This window comes from Streptomyces sp. NBC_00104 (assembly GCF_045160825.1).
In the GTDB taxonomy this organism is placed as follows: domain Bacteria; phylum Actinomycetota; class Actinomycetes; order Streptomycetales; family Streptomycetaceae; genus Streptomyces.
The window spans coordinates 2,075,069-2,089,550 of sequence record NZ_CP108215.1 but is presented as its reverse complement, the minus strand read 5'-3'; the positions used below and the strand labels follow the sequence as shown (position 1 = coordinate 2,089,550).

General features: G+C 72.1%; 13 protein-coding genes. 9 read left to right on the top strand and 4 right to left on the bottom strand.

What is annotated here, in order from left to right; translation table 11 throughout:
- Positions 1-7 precede the first annotated feature (7 nt).
- From OG272_RS09115 to OG272_RS09090, 6 genes are all read left to right on the top strand, one after another.
- Positions 8-1,144, top strand: coding sequence for an ATP-binding protein (locus tag OG272_RS09115; protein WP_327730534.1), 1,137 nt, complete (start codon positions 8-10; stop codon positions 1,142-1,144).
- A 135-nt stretch (positions 1,145-1,279) separates the two neighbouring features.
- Positions 1,280-2,401, top strand: coding sequence for a phenylalanine--tRNA ligase subunit alpha (pheS, locus tag OG272_RS09110; protein ID WP_327730535.1), 1,122 nt, complete (start codon positions 1,280-1,282; stop codon positions 2,399-2,401).
- Positions 2,401-4,923 carry a phenylalanine--tRNA ligase subunit beta gene (gene pheT, locus OG272_RS09105; protein WP_327730536.1) on the top strand — a complete coding sequence of 841 codons (2,523 nt, stop codon included), beginning with the start codon at positions 2,401-2,403 and terminating at the stop codon, positions 4,921-4,923. Before pheS ends, pheT begins: the two co-directional genes overlap by 1 nt.
- 352 nt (positions 4,924-5,275) lie before the next feature.
- The gene (locus tag OG272_RS09100; RefSeq protein WP_405895999.1) at positions 5,276-6,187 is read left to right on the top strand and encodes a PP2C family protein-serine/threonine phosphatase; all 912 of its coding nucleotides are present in this window, start codon (positions 5,276-5,278) and stop codon (positions 6,185-6,187) included.
- Positions 6,188-6,398: 211 nt separating this feature from the next.
- Positions 6,399-7,739 carry a transcriptional regulator gene (locus tag OG272_RS09095; protein ID WP_327730538.1) on the top strand — a complete coding sequence of 447 codons (1,341 nt, stop codon included), beginning with the start codon at positions 6,399-6,401 and terminating at the stop codon, positions 7,737-7,739.
- A gap of 98 nt (positions 7,740-7,837) precedes the next feature.
- Positions 7,838-8,383, top strand: a complete 546-nt coding sequence (locus OG272_RS09090; protein WP_326584017.1) for an NUDIX domain-containing protein — start codon at positions 7,838-7,840, stop codon at positions 8,381-8,383.
- Between the two features lie 27 nt (positions 8,384-8,410).
- Here the strand turns inward: OG272_RS09090 and OG272_RS09085 are convergent, their stop codons facing one another.
- Both OG272_RS09085 and OG272_RS09080 read right to left on the bottom strand, forming a co-directional pair.
- Positions 8,411-8,668, bottom strand: a complete 258-nt coding sequence (locus OG272_RS09085; protein ID WP_326584018.1) for a hypothetical protein — start codon at positions 8,666-8,668, stop codon at positions 8,411-8,413.
- 191 nt (positions 8,669-8,859) lie between these two features.
- On the bottom strand, positions 8,860-9,735 hold the full coding sequence (locus OG272_RS09080; RefSeq protein ID WP_326584019.1) for a 3-hydroxybutyryl-CoA dehydrogenase: 876 nt from the start codon (positions 9,733-9,735) through the stop codon (positions 8,860-8,862).
- A 177-nt stretch (positions 9,736-9,912) separates the two neighbouring features.
- Between OG272_RS09080 and OG272_RS09075 the strand changes: the two genes are divergently transcribed.
- The gene (locus OG272_RS09075) at positions 9,913-11,172 is read left to right on the top strand and encodes a glycoside hydrolase family 10 protein (protein WP_405893024.1); all 1,260 of its coding nucleotides are present in this window, start codon (positions 9,913-9,915) and stop codon (positions 11,170-11,172) included.
- Between the two features lie 24 nt (positions 11,173-11,196).
- Here the strand turns inward: OG272_RS09075 and OG272_RS09070 are convergent, their stop codons facing one another.
- Positions 11,197-11,394, bottom strand: a complete 198-nt coding sequence (locus tag OG272_RS09070; protein WP_326584021.1) for a DUF1918 domain-containing protein — start codon at positions 11,392-11,394, stop codon at positions 11,197-11,199.
- A 91-nt stretch (positions 11,395-11,485) separates the two neighbouring features.
- A complete protein-coding gene (locus OG272_RS09065; protein WP_405893022.1) occupies positions 11,486-12,496 on the bottom strand; it encodes a DMT family transporter in 1,011 nt (336 codons plus the stop codon).
- Between OG272_RS09065 and OG272_RS09060 the strand changes: the two genes are divergently transcribed.
- Together OG272_RS09060 and OG272_RS09055 are read left to right on the top strand one after the other, a co-directional pair.
- Positions 12,495-13,961, top strand: coding sequence for a PLP-dependent aminotransferase family protein (locus tag OG272_RS09060; protein WP_405893020.1), 1,467 nt, complete (start codon positions 12,495-12,497; stop codon positions 13,959-13,961). The genes OG272_RS09065 and OG272_RS09060 overlap by 2 nt on opposite strands.
- Positions 13,958-14,404 (top strand): GNAT family N-acetyltransferase, encoded by a 447-nt coding sequence (locus OG272_RS09055; RefSeq protein ID WP_327730542.1) that lies wholly within the window; start codon positions 13,958-13,960, stop codon positions 14,402-14,404. The genes OG272_RS09060 and OG272_RS09055 overlap by 4 nt, the downstream gene beginning before the upstream one ends.
- The last annotated feature ends 78 nt before the right edge of the window (positions 14,405-14,482 follow it).

The following is a 14,482-nucleotide window of genomic DNA, read 5'->3' as shown; positions in this document are numbered from 1 at the left end:
TACGGGGATGAGGGTCGGCACGAGCAGCGCACGGGGGGCACGGGACGTGCTCGCCACACCTGCGGCCCGGCAGGATGACCTCGCCGAGCTCGGCATCGACCCCGACGACCTCCCCGACGGACTGGTCGTGGCCGACGAGAACGGCCGCGTGATCTGCTTCAACGCCGCCGCCGCCCGGATCACCGCCACCCCCGCCGCCGACGCCCTCGGCCGCCCCCTCGAATGGGCCCTCCCTTTAGAAGACCTCGAAGGCCGCCGCTGGTGGCAGCTGACCGACCCGTACGGCGGGCTCGCCATCCGGGTCGGACAGCCCGAGCGGAACCTGCTCCTGCCCGGGGCGCGCGAGATCCTCGTATCGGCCCGCTACATCCGTACGGAGCCGAAGGGCCCCGTCCGCCGGGTCGTCGTCTCCCTGCGCGACACCGAGGCCCGGCGCCGCACCGAGCGCAGCCACGCCGAGCTGATCGCCACCGTGGCCCATGAGCTGCGCTCGCCGCTGACGTCGGTCAAGGGATTCACCGCGACGCTGCTGGCCAAGTGGGAGCGGTTCACCGACGACCAGAAGAAGCTGATGCTGGAGACCGTGGACGCCGACGCCAATCGGGTCACCCGGCTCATCGCGGAGCTGCTGGACATCTCGCGGATCGACTCCGGGCGGCTCGAAGTGCGGCGGCAGCCCGTCGACATCGGCGCGGCCGTCGGGCGGCACATCCAGGCGTACGTCGCCGCGGGGCAGCCGGCCGACCGGTTCCTGCTGCGGATCGAGCAGCCGCTGCCCGATCTGTGGGCCGACCCGGACAAGATCGACCAGGTGCTGAGCAACCTGCTGGAAAATGCGGTGCGGCACGGCGAGGGAACCGTCACGATTGACGTCACGCCCACGGCGTCCCCCCGGGAAGGGGAGGACACCGGTACGTCGGTCACGGTGAGCGACGAAGGCAGTGGCATCCCGGAGGAGTCCATGAACCGCGTCTTCACCCGCTTCTGGCGGGGCAGCAAGCGCGGCGGCACCGGCCTCGGGCTGTACATCGTCAAGGGCATCGTCGAAGCCCACGGCGGCACCATCACCGTCGGACGCGCCCCCGGCGGCGGCGCCGAGTTCCGATTTACGTTGCCCGTGAGCGCTCCGGCCTACCTGGCCTGAGCACCACGGGCGCGTTCGTTCACCTCCACCCCGTTAGACTCGGCCTTTGGCACCTTTGTGTCCCAAAAACCGTGACGATCTGTCCACGAGTCGGTACGGGGACCTTCAGCCAGCCAATCGGAAGCACGGGAAGAGATGTCGGCACCGAATAAGTCGTACGACCCTGTAGAGGTCGAGGCCTTGAAACCGGAAGAGATCGAGCGCATGCGGGACGAGGCGCTCGCCGCCTTCGCCGCCGCGGACTCCCTCGACGCGCTCCAGGAGGCCAAGGTCGCCCACACCGGCGGCACCTCCCCGCTGGCCCTCGCCAACCGCGAGATCGGCGCGCTGCCCCCGCAGGCCAAGGCCTCGGCCGGCAAGCTGGTCGGCCAGGCCCGGGGCGCGGTGAACAAGGGCCTCGCCGCCCGTCAGAGCGAGCTGGAGTCCGAGCGCGACGCCCGGGTGCTGGTCGAGGAGGCCGTGGACGTCACGCTGCCCTACGACCGCGTACCGGCCGGCGCCCGCCACCCGCTCACCACCCTGTCGGAGCGCATCGAGGACGTCTTCGTGGCCATGGGCTACGAGGTCGCCGAGGGCCCCCAGGTCGAGGCCGAGTGGTTCAACTTCGACGCCCTCAACATCGGCCCGGACCACCCGGCCCGCGGCGAGGCCGACACCTTCTTCGTGCAGGGCCCCGAGGGCGGCACCGAGTCCGGCGTCGTGCTGCGCACCCACACCTCGCCCGTGCAGATCCGCTCCCTGCTCGACCGCGAGCTGCCGGTGTACGTGATCTGTCCCGGCGTCGTCTACCGCACCGACGAGCTGGACGCCACGCACACCCCGGTCTTCCGCCAGGTCGAGCTGCTGGCCGTCGACGAGGGCCTCACCATGGCCGACCTCAAGGGCACGATGGACCACATGGTCCAGGCCCTGTTCGGCGAGGGCATGAAGACCCGGCTGCGGCCGAACTTCTTCCCGTTCACCGAGCCGTCCGCCGAGATGGACATGGTGTGCTACGTCTGCCGCGGCGAGTCCGTCGGCAACCCCGACCGCCCCTGCCGCACCTGCTCCAGCGAGGGCTGGATCGAGCTCGGCGGCTGCGGCATGGTCAACCCCAAGGTCCTCACCGCCTGCGGCGTCGACCCGGAGAAGTACAGCGGATTCGCCTTCGGGTTCGGCATCGAGCGGATGCTGATGTTCCGCCACAACGTCGAAGACATGCGAGACATGGTCGAGGGTGACGTCCGGTTCACCCGGCCGTTCGGGATGGAGATCTGATGCGGGTCCCGCTTTCTTGGCTGCGGGAGTACGTCGACCTGCCGGCCACCGAGACCGGCCGTGACGTCCAGGCCAAGCTCATCTCGGCCGGCCTGGAGGTCGAGACGGTCGAGCAGCTCGGCGACGGCCTCAAGGGCCCCCTCGTCGTCGGTCAGGTGCTGACCATCGAGGAGCTGACGGAGTTCAAGAAGCCGATCCGCTTCTGCACCGTCGACGTCGGCACCGCCAACGGCACCGGCGAGCCCCAGGAGATCGTCTGCGGCGCCCGCAACTTCGCGGTGGGCGACAAGGTCGTGGTCGTCCTGCCCGGTGCCGAACTGCCCGGCGGCTTCGCCATCTCCGCCCGCAAGACCTACGGCCACACCTCGCACGGCATGATCTGCTCCAGCGACGAGCTGGGCATGGGCGACGACGGCACCAAGGGCATCATCGTGCTGCCGCCGGAGACCGAGGTCGGCAAGGACGCGATCGAGCTCCTGGAGCTGGTCGACGAGGTCCTCGACATCGCCGTCACCGCCAACCGCGGCGACTGCCTGTCGATCCGCGGCGTCGCCCGCGAGACCGCCATCGCCTACGGCCTGCCGCTGCGCGACCCGGCGCTCCTCGACGTCCCGGGGCCGAACGCGTTCGGCCACCCCGTCCAGGTCTCCGACCCGCTCGGCTGTGACCGCTTCACCGCCCGCACCGTCACCGGCCTCGACCCCGAGGCGCGCTCCCCGATCTGGCTCAAGCGCCGGCTGCAGAAGGTCGGCATGCGCCCGATCTCGCTCGCCGTCGACATCACCAACTACGTGATGATGGAGCTGGGCCAGCCGCTGCACGCCTACGACCGCTCCCTGGTCCAGGGCACGATCGGCGTGCGCCGGGCCGAGGAGGGCGAGAAGATCGTCACCCTCGACGGCACCACCCGCACCCTGCACGCCGAGGACCTGGTGATCACCGACGAGCGCGGTCCCATCGGCCTCGCCGGTGTCATGGGCGGCGCCGACACGGAGATCGCCGACCACGACGCCGCCGAGAACGGGGGGAACGCCTCCACCGACGTGGTCATCGAGGCCGCCCACTTCGACCAGGTCGCCATCGCGCGCACGGCCCGCCGGCACAAGCTGTCGTCGGAGGCGTCCCGTCGCTTCGAGCGCGGCGTCGACCCGATGGCCGCGGCCGCCGCCGCCCAGCGCACCGTCGACCTGCTGGTGCTCCTCGCCGGCGGTACGGCCGACGCGGGCGTCACCGAGGTGATCGCCCCGTCCGCGCCGCACACCATCACCATGCCCGCGAGCCACCCGGACAGGGTCGCGGGCGTCGAGTACGGCCGCGAGATCGTCGTACGCCGCCTCCAGGAGGTGGGCTGCGACGTCTACGGGCAGGACGAGCTGATCGTCACCGTGCCGTCCTGGCGGCCCGACCTCACCGAGGTCAACGACCTCGCCGAGGAGGTCATCCGGCTGGAGGGCTACGAGAACCTGCCCTCCACGCTGCCCAAGCCCCCGTCGGGCCGTGGCCTGACCCACCGGCAGCGGCTGCACCGCCGGGTCGGCCGGGCGCTGGCCGGCGCCGGATACGTCGAGGCGCCCAACTACCCGTTCATCGGCGAGCAGGTCTTCGACCAGCTCGGTCTGGACGCCGACGACCCGGCCCGCCGCGTCGTCAAGCTCACCAACCCGCTCAACGACGAGGAGCCCGCGCTCCGCACGTCGCTGCTGCCGGGTCTGCTGGGCGCGCTGCGGCGCAACGACGGCCGAGGCACGCACGACCTGGCCCTGTTCGAGACCGGCCTGGTGTTCCTCCCGCGTGAGGAGCGGCGCGTCGCCGTCGCGCCGCCGGTCGACCGCCGGCCCACCGACGAGGAGATCGCGACGCTGAACGCCGCGCTGCCCGAGCAGCCGCGCCACGTCGCCGTCGTCGTGGCCGGAGCCCGTGAGCAGGCCGGCTGGTGGGGCAAGGGCCGCCCGGCGGACTGGGCCGACACCATCGAGGCGGGGCGCGCGGTCGCGCGCGAGGCCGGTGCCGAACTGGTCGTCCGCAAGGGGCAGTACGGCCCCTGGCACCCGGGCCGCTGTGCCGAGTTCGTGATCGTCGCCGACGGCACCGAGCGGGTCGTCGGCCACGCCGGTGAGCTGCACCCGCGCGTGCTCAAGGCGCTCGGGCTGCCGGCCCGTACCGCCGCGATGGAGATCGACGTGGACGCCCTGGAGCAGGTGGGGGACAGCACCCCGCAGGCACCGAGCATCTCCTCGTTCCCCGTCGCCACGCAGGATGTCGCGCTGGTGGTCGACGCGTTCGTGCCGCACGCCGACGTGGAGGCCGCGTTGCGCGAGGGCGCGGGTGAACTCCTCGAGGGCATCCGGCTGTTCGACGTCTACGAGAACGCGGAGCAGCTGGGCGACGGGCGGAAGTCGTTGGCGTACGCGCTGCGGTTCCGCGCGGCGGATCGGACGCTGACCGTGGATGAGGCTTCGGCCGCTCGGGACGCGGCGGTCGCGCTCGCGGGCGAGCGTACGGGGGCCGTGCTTCGTAGTTAGGGCGCCCAGGGGGTGGGGGACTGCGCCGGTACGGCGGCCGCGGGGTGTTCGTGGCTGGTCGCGCAGTTCCCCACGCCCCTCGATGGGGCTTCGCCCTCATCGAGACCCTCCCCGAGTCACCTCACTCATTCGGGTGACAATCCTGGACGATCTCCCCAATCGGGGCATCCGGTCGACAGAATCGGACCGGTCTCTCGGGGCCGTTCGCGCTGTCCGGGCCTGATGGGGGGCCAACGGCATGATTCGAATCAGGGCTGGGTCTCCTCGGCGGGCGTTGTCCCGGGGGCGTCGTCTCTCCGGCCGGCGGTCCGTGCGGCGGGCGCTGATCGGCGCCCGGATCGCCGGTGGTGCCGTGTGCTTGGCGGTAGGCACCGGACTGATGCTGCACGTCAGGCAGGTGATGCTGCGGGAAGTGCGGCAGGCGCGCGAGGCCGCGGGCTCCGCGCGGAGCGCGCTGCTCAGGCCGCTGCCCGCGCGGATCGAGGGTCTGGCCACCGCCGCCGTCCAACTCTCCGCCGACCGGGGCGCGGGCGTCGGCGGCGACCTGTACGAGGTGATCGCCACCGAGCACGGCGTACGGGTGGTGATGGGCGACGTACGCGGCCACGGCCTCGCCGCCGTCGGCACCGTCGCCGCCGTCCTCGGCAGCTTCCGCGAAGCCGTCCACGACGAGGCCGACCTCGCCGGAGTCCTCGCCCGTCTCGACCGCGCCCTCGCCCGCCACCTCCGCGACGGCGCCCGCCCCGAGGACACCGAGGACTTCGTCACCGTCCTCCTCCTGGAGATCGCCCCCGACGGCGAACTGAACGCCCTCAACTGCGGCCACCCGTGGCCCTATCTGCTGGGCGTCGGCCGTGCGGCACCTGTCACCCACGCCGACCCCATGCCCCCGCTCGGGCTCTTCCCGCTACCCGCCGAGCTCCCGGTCACCGCCTGCGGTCAACTCCTCCCGGGCGAGGCCCTGTTCCTCCACACGGACGGGGTGGAGGACGCGAGGGACGGGCAGGGTCGCTTCTTTCCCCTGGCGGGCGCGCTGCGGGAAGCCGCACGAGGCCTCCCCGTCTCTCCCCAGTCGGTGCTCCGCGCGGTGTTCACTCAACTCCTCCGCCACGCAGGGGGAAGACCCAAGGACGACATCGCGATACTGGTACTCCGCAACGACCGGCTGATCAGCCGGACCCGTGCTTTTGGGGGCGCGGGGAACTGCGCGACCAGCCACGACACACCCGCAGCCGACAACCCACCTGTCGCTCCCGCCCCGTAGTCGCCCCCGGTTCGGCCCGGCCGGGCCGCCGCACTGTACGAGGGGGAGCCGGCGGCCCGGCCGGCCTCTTGCGAGGCATTTCAGTCAACCGGTCCGAAACTCTCTGCGACAGCGCGTGCACAGCCCGAATTCGGGCGTTCGCTTCACACCCCGTGTGAAAGGAGAGGCGCTACGCTGCCACTCGCCGGCACCGAGCCACCGGAGGGCCTCCATGCAGCCCAACACCCTGCTCGACGCGATCCTCGACGAGGCCGGTATCTCCCACGCCGGTCTCGCCGCGCACGTCAACCAGGCGGGGCGGGTCCGTGGGCTGGCACTGAGGTACGAACACACCGCCGTGGCGCGGTGGTTGAAGGGGCAGCGGCCGCGAGGGCAGGTGCCCGACCTGATCTGTGAGGTGCTCGCCGGGCGGCTGCACCGGACCGTCACCCTCGACGACATCGGGCTCGGCGTGCCGGGCGAGGCGATCTCCCCGCACGGTGCCGGGCTCTCCGGTTTCGTGGAGCGAGCCACCGCCCTGTGGCGCTCCGACGAACAACAGCGCCCCCATGTCCTCGGTGCCCCCGCCGTCACCGGGACGCCCGCCGTGATGCCCGTATGGGAGTGGGAGAACCCGCCGGAGGACGTCGATGTGTCCCGTGGCGGGCGGCATCGCGTCAGCATGGCCGACATCGAGATGCTGCGCGCGGCCCGTACGCACTACGAGCAGATGTACCGCAAGGCCGGAGGAGTCGCCACGCGCACCCGGATCGTGGGGTTCCTCAACGCCGAGGCCGCGCCGCTGCTGCGGGGCAGCTACACCGATGCCACCGGGCGCCAACTGCACCGGGCCACCGGCGGGTTGGTCGCGATCGCCGGGATCTGCGCCTACGACTCCGACGCCCACGGGCTGGCCCAGCGGTACTTCCACCAGGCGCTGCGGCTGGCGAAGGCCAGCGGGGACCGGGGGCTCGGGGCGTACGTCATCGCGCTGCTCGTCAACCAGGCGCTGTTCATGCGGGAGTACCGGCAGGCCGTCGCCTTCGCCGAGGCGGCGCTGCGCACCGCCGGCCCGCACATCACGCCGGCACTCGCCTCCGACCTCTACGCGATGCAGGCGAAGGCGTACGCGCACCTGGGCGACGGCACGAGTGCGCTGTCCTGCATCCGGCGGGCCGAGCAGGCCGCCGAGCGCATCCGGCGCGGGTACGAACCCGATGAGACCGGCTATGTCCAACCCGGCCTGGTGAACGTACAGGTGGCGGAGGCGTTGCTCAGCCTCGGCGAACTGACCGCCGCGGCGGAGCACGCCGCGGCCGCCGTCGACACCCCGGCGCACGACCGGGGGCGGGTGCACCGGCTCGCGATGCTCAGCCAGATCGAGCTGCGGCAGGGCAACGCGGACAAGGCGGTGGCCACCGCCGTGGAGATGGCCGAGCGGGCGCGTGGAATGGAGTCCATGCGCCTGCGTGACAGACTGCGGGCGGTACGCGAACACCTCGCGCGCAGCGGCTGCGCGGGGACCTCCGAAGCCGCCGAACTCATCGACGGAGCACTGCGCGTACCGCTCTGACACCGTCCCCGGGGCGCGGCCGTGCACCGGCTGTGCGCCTGCTGTCACCAAGCTCCTGCTGCGATATTGCCACTTACTCAGCGGAAGGTGGCAGAACCGTGCAGTGGACGAAGCAGAGCGAACAAACTGTGTACTCGAACCGCTGGTTCAGCGTCAATCTCGCAGATGTCGCGTTGCCGGACGGGCAGCACCTCGATCACTTCCTGATCCGGCTGCGGCCCGTCGCCGTGGCCACCGTGGTCAACGAGGCGAACGAGGTGCTGCTGCTCTGGCGGCACCGCTTCATCACCGACAGCTGGGGGTGGGAGCTCGCGGCAGGCGTCGTCGAGGACGGCGAAGCCATCGCCGCGGCGGCCGCCCGCGAACTGGAGGAGGAGACCGGATGGCGGCCGGGACCCCTGCACCACCTGATGAGCGTCGAGCCCTCCAACGGGCTCACCGACGCCCGGCACCACATCTACTGGGCCGACGAGGGCGCGTATGTCGGTCACCCCGTGGACGACTTCGAGTCGGACCGTCGGGAATGGGTTCCCCTCAAACTCGTTCCCGACATGGTCGCCCGCGGCGAGGTCCCGGCCGCCAACATGGCGGCCGCTTTGCTCCTGCTGCACCACCTGCGTCTCGGGCAGGATGCCAGGGGCTGAACTCCCCCTCGTGTCCCGCCCGGCCGGCTAGCGGCCCAGTGCCTGCCAGACGGACACCACCAGGGCGCCCAGGGCGGTGAGGGCCGCCACCGCGGGCAGGGGCCAGCGGCCGTGCTCCAGGGCGACGATCCGTGCGCTCAGATCGTCCAGTTCCTTGGCGGTCTGCTCGGCGCGGTGGCTCAGCAGGGTGTGCCCGCCTTCGACGCGGGCGTGCGCCACGTCCAGGCGGCGGCGTAACTCTGCGAGTTCACCGTGGAGCACGGGAGGCTCGGGGTCGATGGCCACGAGTCCGCTCCTTTCTGTAGTCGTGCCGTCCCTTGCATGCGCACGGCAAGTCAACTCGCCTGGTCGGCGCGTGGGGAGAGTGTGCGAACGGCATATGCGTGTCCGCCGCGCACACGGTGTGTGAATACGACGGGCCCGGCACCGATTTCGGTGCCGGGCCCGTGCGGGAAAGGGAAGCTGACCGTCCGTGATCAGGCGTACGAGTAGAAGCCCGACCCCGCCTTCCGGCCGAGCCTCCCTGCGTCCACCATGCGCTGGAGCAGCGGGGGAGCGGCGTACAGCGGCTCCTTGTACTCCTCGTACATCGAGTGGGCGATGGAGACGATGGTGTCCAGGCCGATCAGGTCGGAGAGCTTCAGCGGGCCCATCGGGTGGGCGCAGCCCATCTCCATGCCGTTGTCGATGTCCTCGCGGCTGGCGATGCCCGACTCGAACATCCGGATCGCGGAGAGCAGATACGGCACGAGCAGCGCGTTGACGACGAAGCCCGAGCGGTCCTGGGCGCGCACGGCGTGCTTGCCGAGCACCTTCTCGGCGAACAGCTGCGCCCGGCTGAGGGTGCCCTCGGAGGTGGTCAGCGCCGGGATCAGCTCGACGAGCTTCTGTACCGGGGCCGGGTTGAAGAAGTGGATGCCGATGACGTGGTCGGGGCGCGAGGTGGCGACCGCGAGCTTCACCAGCGGGATGGAGGAGGTGTTGGAGGCGAGGATCGCGTCCGGACGGGTCACCACCTGGTCGAGCACCTGGAAGATCTCGGTCTTCACCTGCTCGTTCTCCACGACCGCCTCGATGACGAGGTCCCGGTCGGCGAACTCGCCGAGATCGGTGGTGAAGCTCAGCCGCGCCTGCGTCTCGTCCCGCTCGGCCTCGGTGATCTTGCCGCGCTCGGCGGCCTTGGACAGGGAGTTGAACAGCCGGGTACGGCCGATCTCCAGGGCTTCGCCGGTGGTCTCGGCGACCTTGACGTCCAGTCCGGCGCGGGCGCACACCTCGGCGATGCCCGCTCCCATCTGGCCGCAGCCCACGACTCCGACGCGTGCAATGTCTCCCGCCGGGATGTCCGTCACATCGTCCCTTTCACTGGCTCTGTGTGCCTGGCGGACACCCCTGGTGTGGGCATGCGCCAAACCTGCACGTTACCCGCGACGTCTACTGATCAGTATTCCGGGTGTCACATGGAAGGCTGGCCCGGGGACGGTCCGCGAGGGGCGGACACGCGGGACGCGGTAAGCGGAGGTAGGACGATGCACCGGAAGCCACGGATGTCACGACGGGCGTTCTGGGCGACCGCGGTGTCGACTCTCGTGGCGGCGGGCGGTGTGGCGGCGGGCACCGCCATCGCCGGCGGAGAGCCCGCCCCCCGCCGCAGGGCGGCCGAGGGCGAGCTGCGCGGCATGTGGCTGGCCACCGTCCTCAACCGGGACTGGCCCTCGAAGTCCGGCCTGACCCCCGACGAACAGCGCGCCGAGCTCCTCGCCCATCTCGACACCGCCGTCGACTGCCGCCTCAACACGGTGATCTTCCAGGTCCGGCCCACCGCCGACGCCCTCTGGCCCTCCCCGTACGAGCCCTGGTCGCAGTACCTCACCGGCACCCAGGGCAAGGACCCCGGCTGGGACCCGCTGGGCACGGCGGTCGAGGAGGCGCACGCCCGGGGCCTCTCACTGCACGCCTGGTTCAACCCGTACCGCGTCGCCATCCACGCCGACCCGAGCCGTCTCGTCGCCTCTCACCCGGCCCGGAAGAACCCCGACTGGGTCGTTCCCTACGGCGGCAAGCTCTATTACAACCCCGGCATCCCCGCCGTCCGCGCCTTCGTGCGGACGGCCATGCTCGACGCCGTACGGAAGTACCCGGTCGACGCCGTCCACTTCGACGACTACTTCTACCCGTACCCGGTCGCGGGCCAGGTCTTCGACGACGACGCGGCGTACGACCAGCACGGCGGCGGGTTCCCCAACCGGGCCGCCTGGCGGCGCGACAACATCGACAGGCTGGTGCGGGAGACGGCGGCGGAGATCAAGGCGATCCGCCCCGGCACCGAATTCGGGATCAGCCCCTTCGGGGTGTGGCGCAACGCCGAGACCGACGAGCTGGGCTCGGACACCCGCGCGGGCGTGCAGACTTACGACGACCTGCACGCGGACACGCGCAGGTGGGTCCGGGAGAACTGGATCGACTACATCGTGCCGCAGCTGTACTGGAACATCGGCTTCGGCGCCGCCGACTACGCCAAGCTGCTGCCCTGGTGGGCCGAGACCGCCCGGGGCAGCGGGACGCGGCTGTACATCGGGGAGGCCCTGTACAAGGCGGGCGACCCGGCGCAGCCCGCGGCCTGGCAGGACCCGGCCGAACTCTCGGCGCACCTCACCCTGGCCCGCGACTTTCCGGAGGCGCGTGGACACGCCTTCTTCTCGGCCAAGGACGTCCGGCAGGACAGGATCGGCACGATGGCACGCGTGGTCGCCGACCACTACCAGCAGCCGGCGGAGCCACCGCGCTGACGGGACCGGGGTGGGGCGGAGCGGTTACCTCGGGTCCCCGGGATGACGGACGACGGTGTCCGGGCCCGGGGACATCAGTGCCTCGTGCCCGTCGTCGTCGAACCTGACCCGGTAGGGCGGATTCCCGTCCTGGCCGAGCACCTCCAGGACCTCCGCGGTCCGGTCGTGGTGCCCGACGGTCCTGCCGTGCACCAGCAGGGTGTCGCCTACGGTTGCCTGCATCGGGGGGCCTCCTCGTCTTGCACGGGAGTGGCGGTCCGTGACCGCAGTCTATTGCGGGCGGCGCCGGTTGGACCGGTGTGCGTACGGACTCTCAGGCGGAAGTGCGCTGGGTGACCGCGATGCAGACCAGCACGGCGGCGGCCGTCAGGGGCGCGGCCGGGGTGAGCTGCTCGCCGAGGAGCAGCACCGACCACACCAGTGTGAGCAGCGGCTGCGCCAACTGCAACTGGCTGGCCTTCGGTATGCCGATCGCCGCCATGCCCCGGTACCAGACGACCAGCCCCAGGAACTGGGACCCGGCCGCCACCCACAGCAGCCCGGCCACACTGTGCGCGGTCAGTCGCACCGGCTCGTACGACAGGGCCAGCAAAACCCCCGGCACACTCAGCGGCAGACACAGCACCAGGGCCCAGCCGATGACCTGCCAGCCCGGCATCACGCGGGCCAGTCGGCCGCCCTCGGTGTAGCCGGCCGCGCACACCAGCAGGGCGCCGAAGAGAAAGAGGTCGGCCGTCGTGAGGGCGCCGCCGCTCCGCGTCACGGTGAACGCGAGGACGGCGGCGGCGCCGGCGAGGGCGGCGGTCCAGAAGGTGCGCGAGGGGCGCGTGCCCATGCGCAGCGCCGAGCACAGGGCGGTCGTCAGCGGGAGCAGACCGACCACCACGGCGGCGTGCGCGGTGGTCGAGGTCCGCAGGGCGAGCGTGGTGAGCAGGGGAAAGCCGACGACCACTCCGGCGGCGACCACGGCGAGTCCGGCCCAGTGCCGGCGACCGGGCGGCCGCACCCGCAGGGCCAGCAGACAGCCGCCCGCGATGACGGCCGCGAGGACGCTCCGCACGGCGACCAGGGACCAGGGGCCGAAGCCCTCCAGCCCCCAGGCGGTGGCGGGGAAGGTGAGGGAGAAGGCGGTGACGCCGAGGGCGGCCTGGAGGGTGCCGCCGGTGCGGAGGCGGCGATCGGGCGAGGGCGTGGGTGCGGGCGTAGCCGGGCCCGCGTCGGCGGAGGACCGGGCTGCGGAGGTGGCCGGTCGCGGGTCGGTGCCTTCCCGGCCACCGCCCACCGCTACTGAATCCTGGGCGATAGCGCTACTCTCTGCTCTCATGCATGAGCGTAGCAGTGGCGCGGAGCTGGCGGAGCAGTTGCGGAAGGAGCTGGACCGCTACTCGCCGGGTGGAAAGCTGCCGTCGAGCCGGGCGCTCGTCGAGCGGTTCCGAGTGAGCCCGGTGACCGTCTCACGGGCCCTGGCGCAGCTGGCCGCCGAGGGGCTCGTGGTGACCCGGCCGGGGGCGGGCGCCTTCCGGGCGCGGCCGCGCGAGAGCGGGGCGGCGGTCGTGGGGGACACGTCCTGGCAGGAGGTCGCGCTGAGCGCGGACGGCAGCGCCGAGCCGTCGCCCCGCACGGTGGACGCCTCCGGAGTGCTGGTCTCGCTCGCCTCTCCGCCGCCCGGCGTGATCGAGTTCAACGGCGGCTATCTGCACCCGTCGCTGCAGCCGGAGCAGGCGATGGCCGCGGCCCTGTCGAGGGCCGGGCGGCGGCCCGGGGTATGGGCGCGGCCACCGGTCGAGGGCGTCCCGGAACTGCGCGAGTGGTTCGCGCGGAGCATCGGCGGGGCGATCACCGCGGCCGAGGTGATCGTCGCGGCGGGCGGCCAGTCCGCCCTGACCACCGCCCTGCGCGCCCTCGCGCCGCCCGGGGCGCCCGTGCTCGTCGAATCGCCCACGTATCCGGGCATGTTGGCGATCGCGCGGGCGGCCGGGCTGCGGCCCGTTCCGGTGCCGGTGGACGCGGACGGGGTCAGACCCGCCCTGCTGGCCGACGCGTTCAAGGCGTCCGGTGCCCGTGTCTTCGTCTGCCAGCCGCTGTTCCAGAACCCCACCGGCGCCGCCCTGTCGGCCGACCGCCGGGGCGAGGTGCTGCGGATCGCCCGCGCGGCGGGAGCCTTCGTCGTGGAGGACGACTTCGTGCGCCGTCTCGTGCACGAGGACGCCGGGCCGCTGCCCAGGCCGCTGGTGGCCGACGACCCCGACGGTGTGGTCGTGCACGTCTCCTCGCTGACCAAGGCGACCTCGCCCAGCTTCCGGGTGGGTGCCCTGGCCGCGCGGGGCCCGGTCCTGGAACGGCTGCGCGCCATCCAGGTCGTCGACACCTTCTTCGTACCGCGTCCCCTCCAGGAGGCCGCACTCGAACTCGTCGGCTCGCCCGCCTGGCCCCGCCATCTCCGGTCGGTTTCCAGGGAGTTGAAGAACCGCCGGGACACGCTGACGTCCGAGCTGCGCCTGGGGCTGCCCGAACTGGCGCTGCCCCACATCCCCTCCGGCGGCTACCACCTGTGGCTGCGCCTCCCCGACGGCACCGACGAGCCCGCCCTGGTCGCCGCCGCCCTCCGCGCGGGCGTCGCCGTCACCCCCGGCCGCCCCTACTTCAGCGCCGAACCCCCGGCCGGTCACCTGCGGTTGAGCTTCGCCGGCGTCGCGGGGGCGGGGGAGATCACGGAAGGTGTACGGAGGCTCAGGGCGGCCGTAAACGGTTCGACAGCGGGCTCCTGGCCTGCGAGCGTCCACCCATGAACGACGAGTCGACCCCGTCCGGCCTGCCCGAGGGCTACGAGATGTCCGCCGACCCGGACCGCATCGACGTCGGACGGGTCCACCACTGGCTGTCCACCGACGCGTACTGGGCCCTCGGCCGCCCTCGCGACAAGCAGGAGAGCGCGATCCGGGGATCGCTCAACTTCGGGGTGTACGAGGTGGGTTCGGGGGAGCAGGTCGCGTACGCCCGGGTGGTGACCGACCGGACCACGTTCGCGTGGCTCTGCGACGTGTACGTCGACCGGTCGGCGCGGGGGAAGGGCCTGGGCACGACCCTGGTCGCGGCCGTGCGCGAGCACCTGCGGCCGTACGGGCTGCGTCGCATCATGCTCGCCACGCACGACGCGCACGGCGTCTACGCGAAGCTCGGGTTCGCGCCGCTCGCCGAGCCCGACCAGTGGATGGCGCTCGTGTTCGAGTGAGCCGCACTGCTGGGCGACGAGTGTCCCCCGGGGCCCCGCGTAACTCCTGAGTCACGCCTCTTGACCTGCGGAGAACCC

Coding starts and splice junctions, on each gene's coding strand:
- OG272_RS09115 (WP_327730534.1), top strand. CDS start 8: ATGAGGGTCGGCACGAGCAGCGCACGGGGGGCACGGGACGTGCTCGCC.
- pheS (WP_327730535.1), top strand. CDS start 1,280: ATGTCGGCACCGAATAAGTCGTACGACCCTGTAGAGGTCGAGGCCTTG.
- pheT (WP_327730536.1), top strand. CDS start 2,401: ATGCGGGTCCCGCTTTCTTGGCTGCGGGAGTACGTCGACCTGCCGGCC.
- OG272_RS09095 (WP_327730538.1), top strand. CDS start 6,399: ATGCAGCCCAACACCCTGCTCGACGCGATCCTCGACGAGGCCGGTATC.
- OG272_RS09075 (WP_405893024.1), top strand. CDS start 9,913: ATGCACCGGAAGCCACGGATGTCACGACGGGCGTTCTGGGCGACCGCG.
- OG272_RS09070 (WP_326584021.1), bottom strand. CDS start 11,394: ATGCAGGCAACCGTAGGCGACACCCTGCTGGTGCACGGCAGGACCGTC.
- OG272_RS09060 (WP_405893020.1), top strand. CDS start 12,495: ATGCATGAGCGTAGCAGTGGCGCGGAGCTGGCGGAGCAGTTGCGGAAG.
- OG272_RS09065 (WP_405893022.1), bottom strand. CDS start 12,496: ATGAGAGCAGAGAGTAGCGCTATCGCCCAGGATTCAGTAGCGGTGGGC.
- OG272_RS09055 (WP_327730542.1), top strand. CDS start 13,958: ATGAACGACGAGTCGACCCCGTCCGGCCTGCCCGAGGGCTACGAGATG.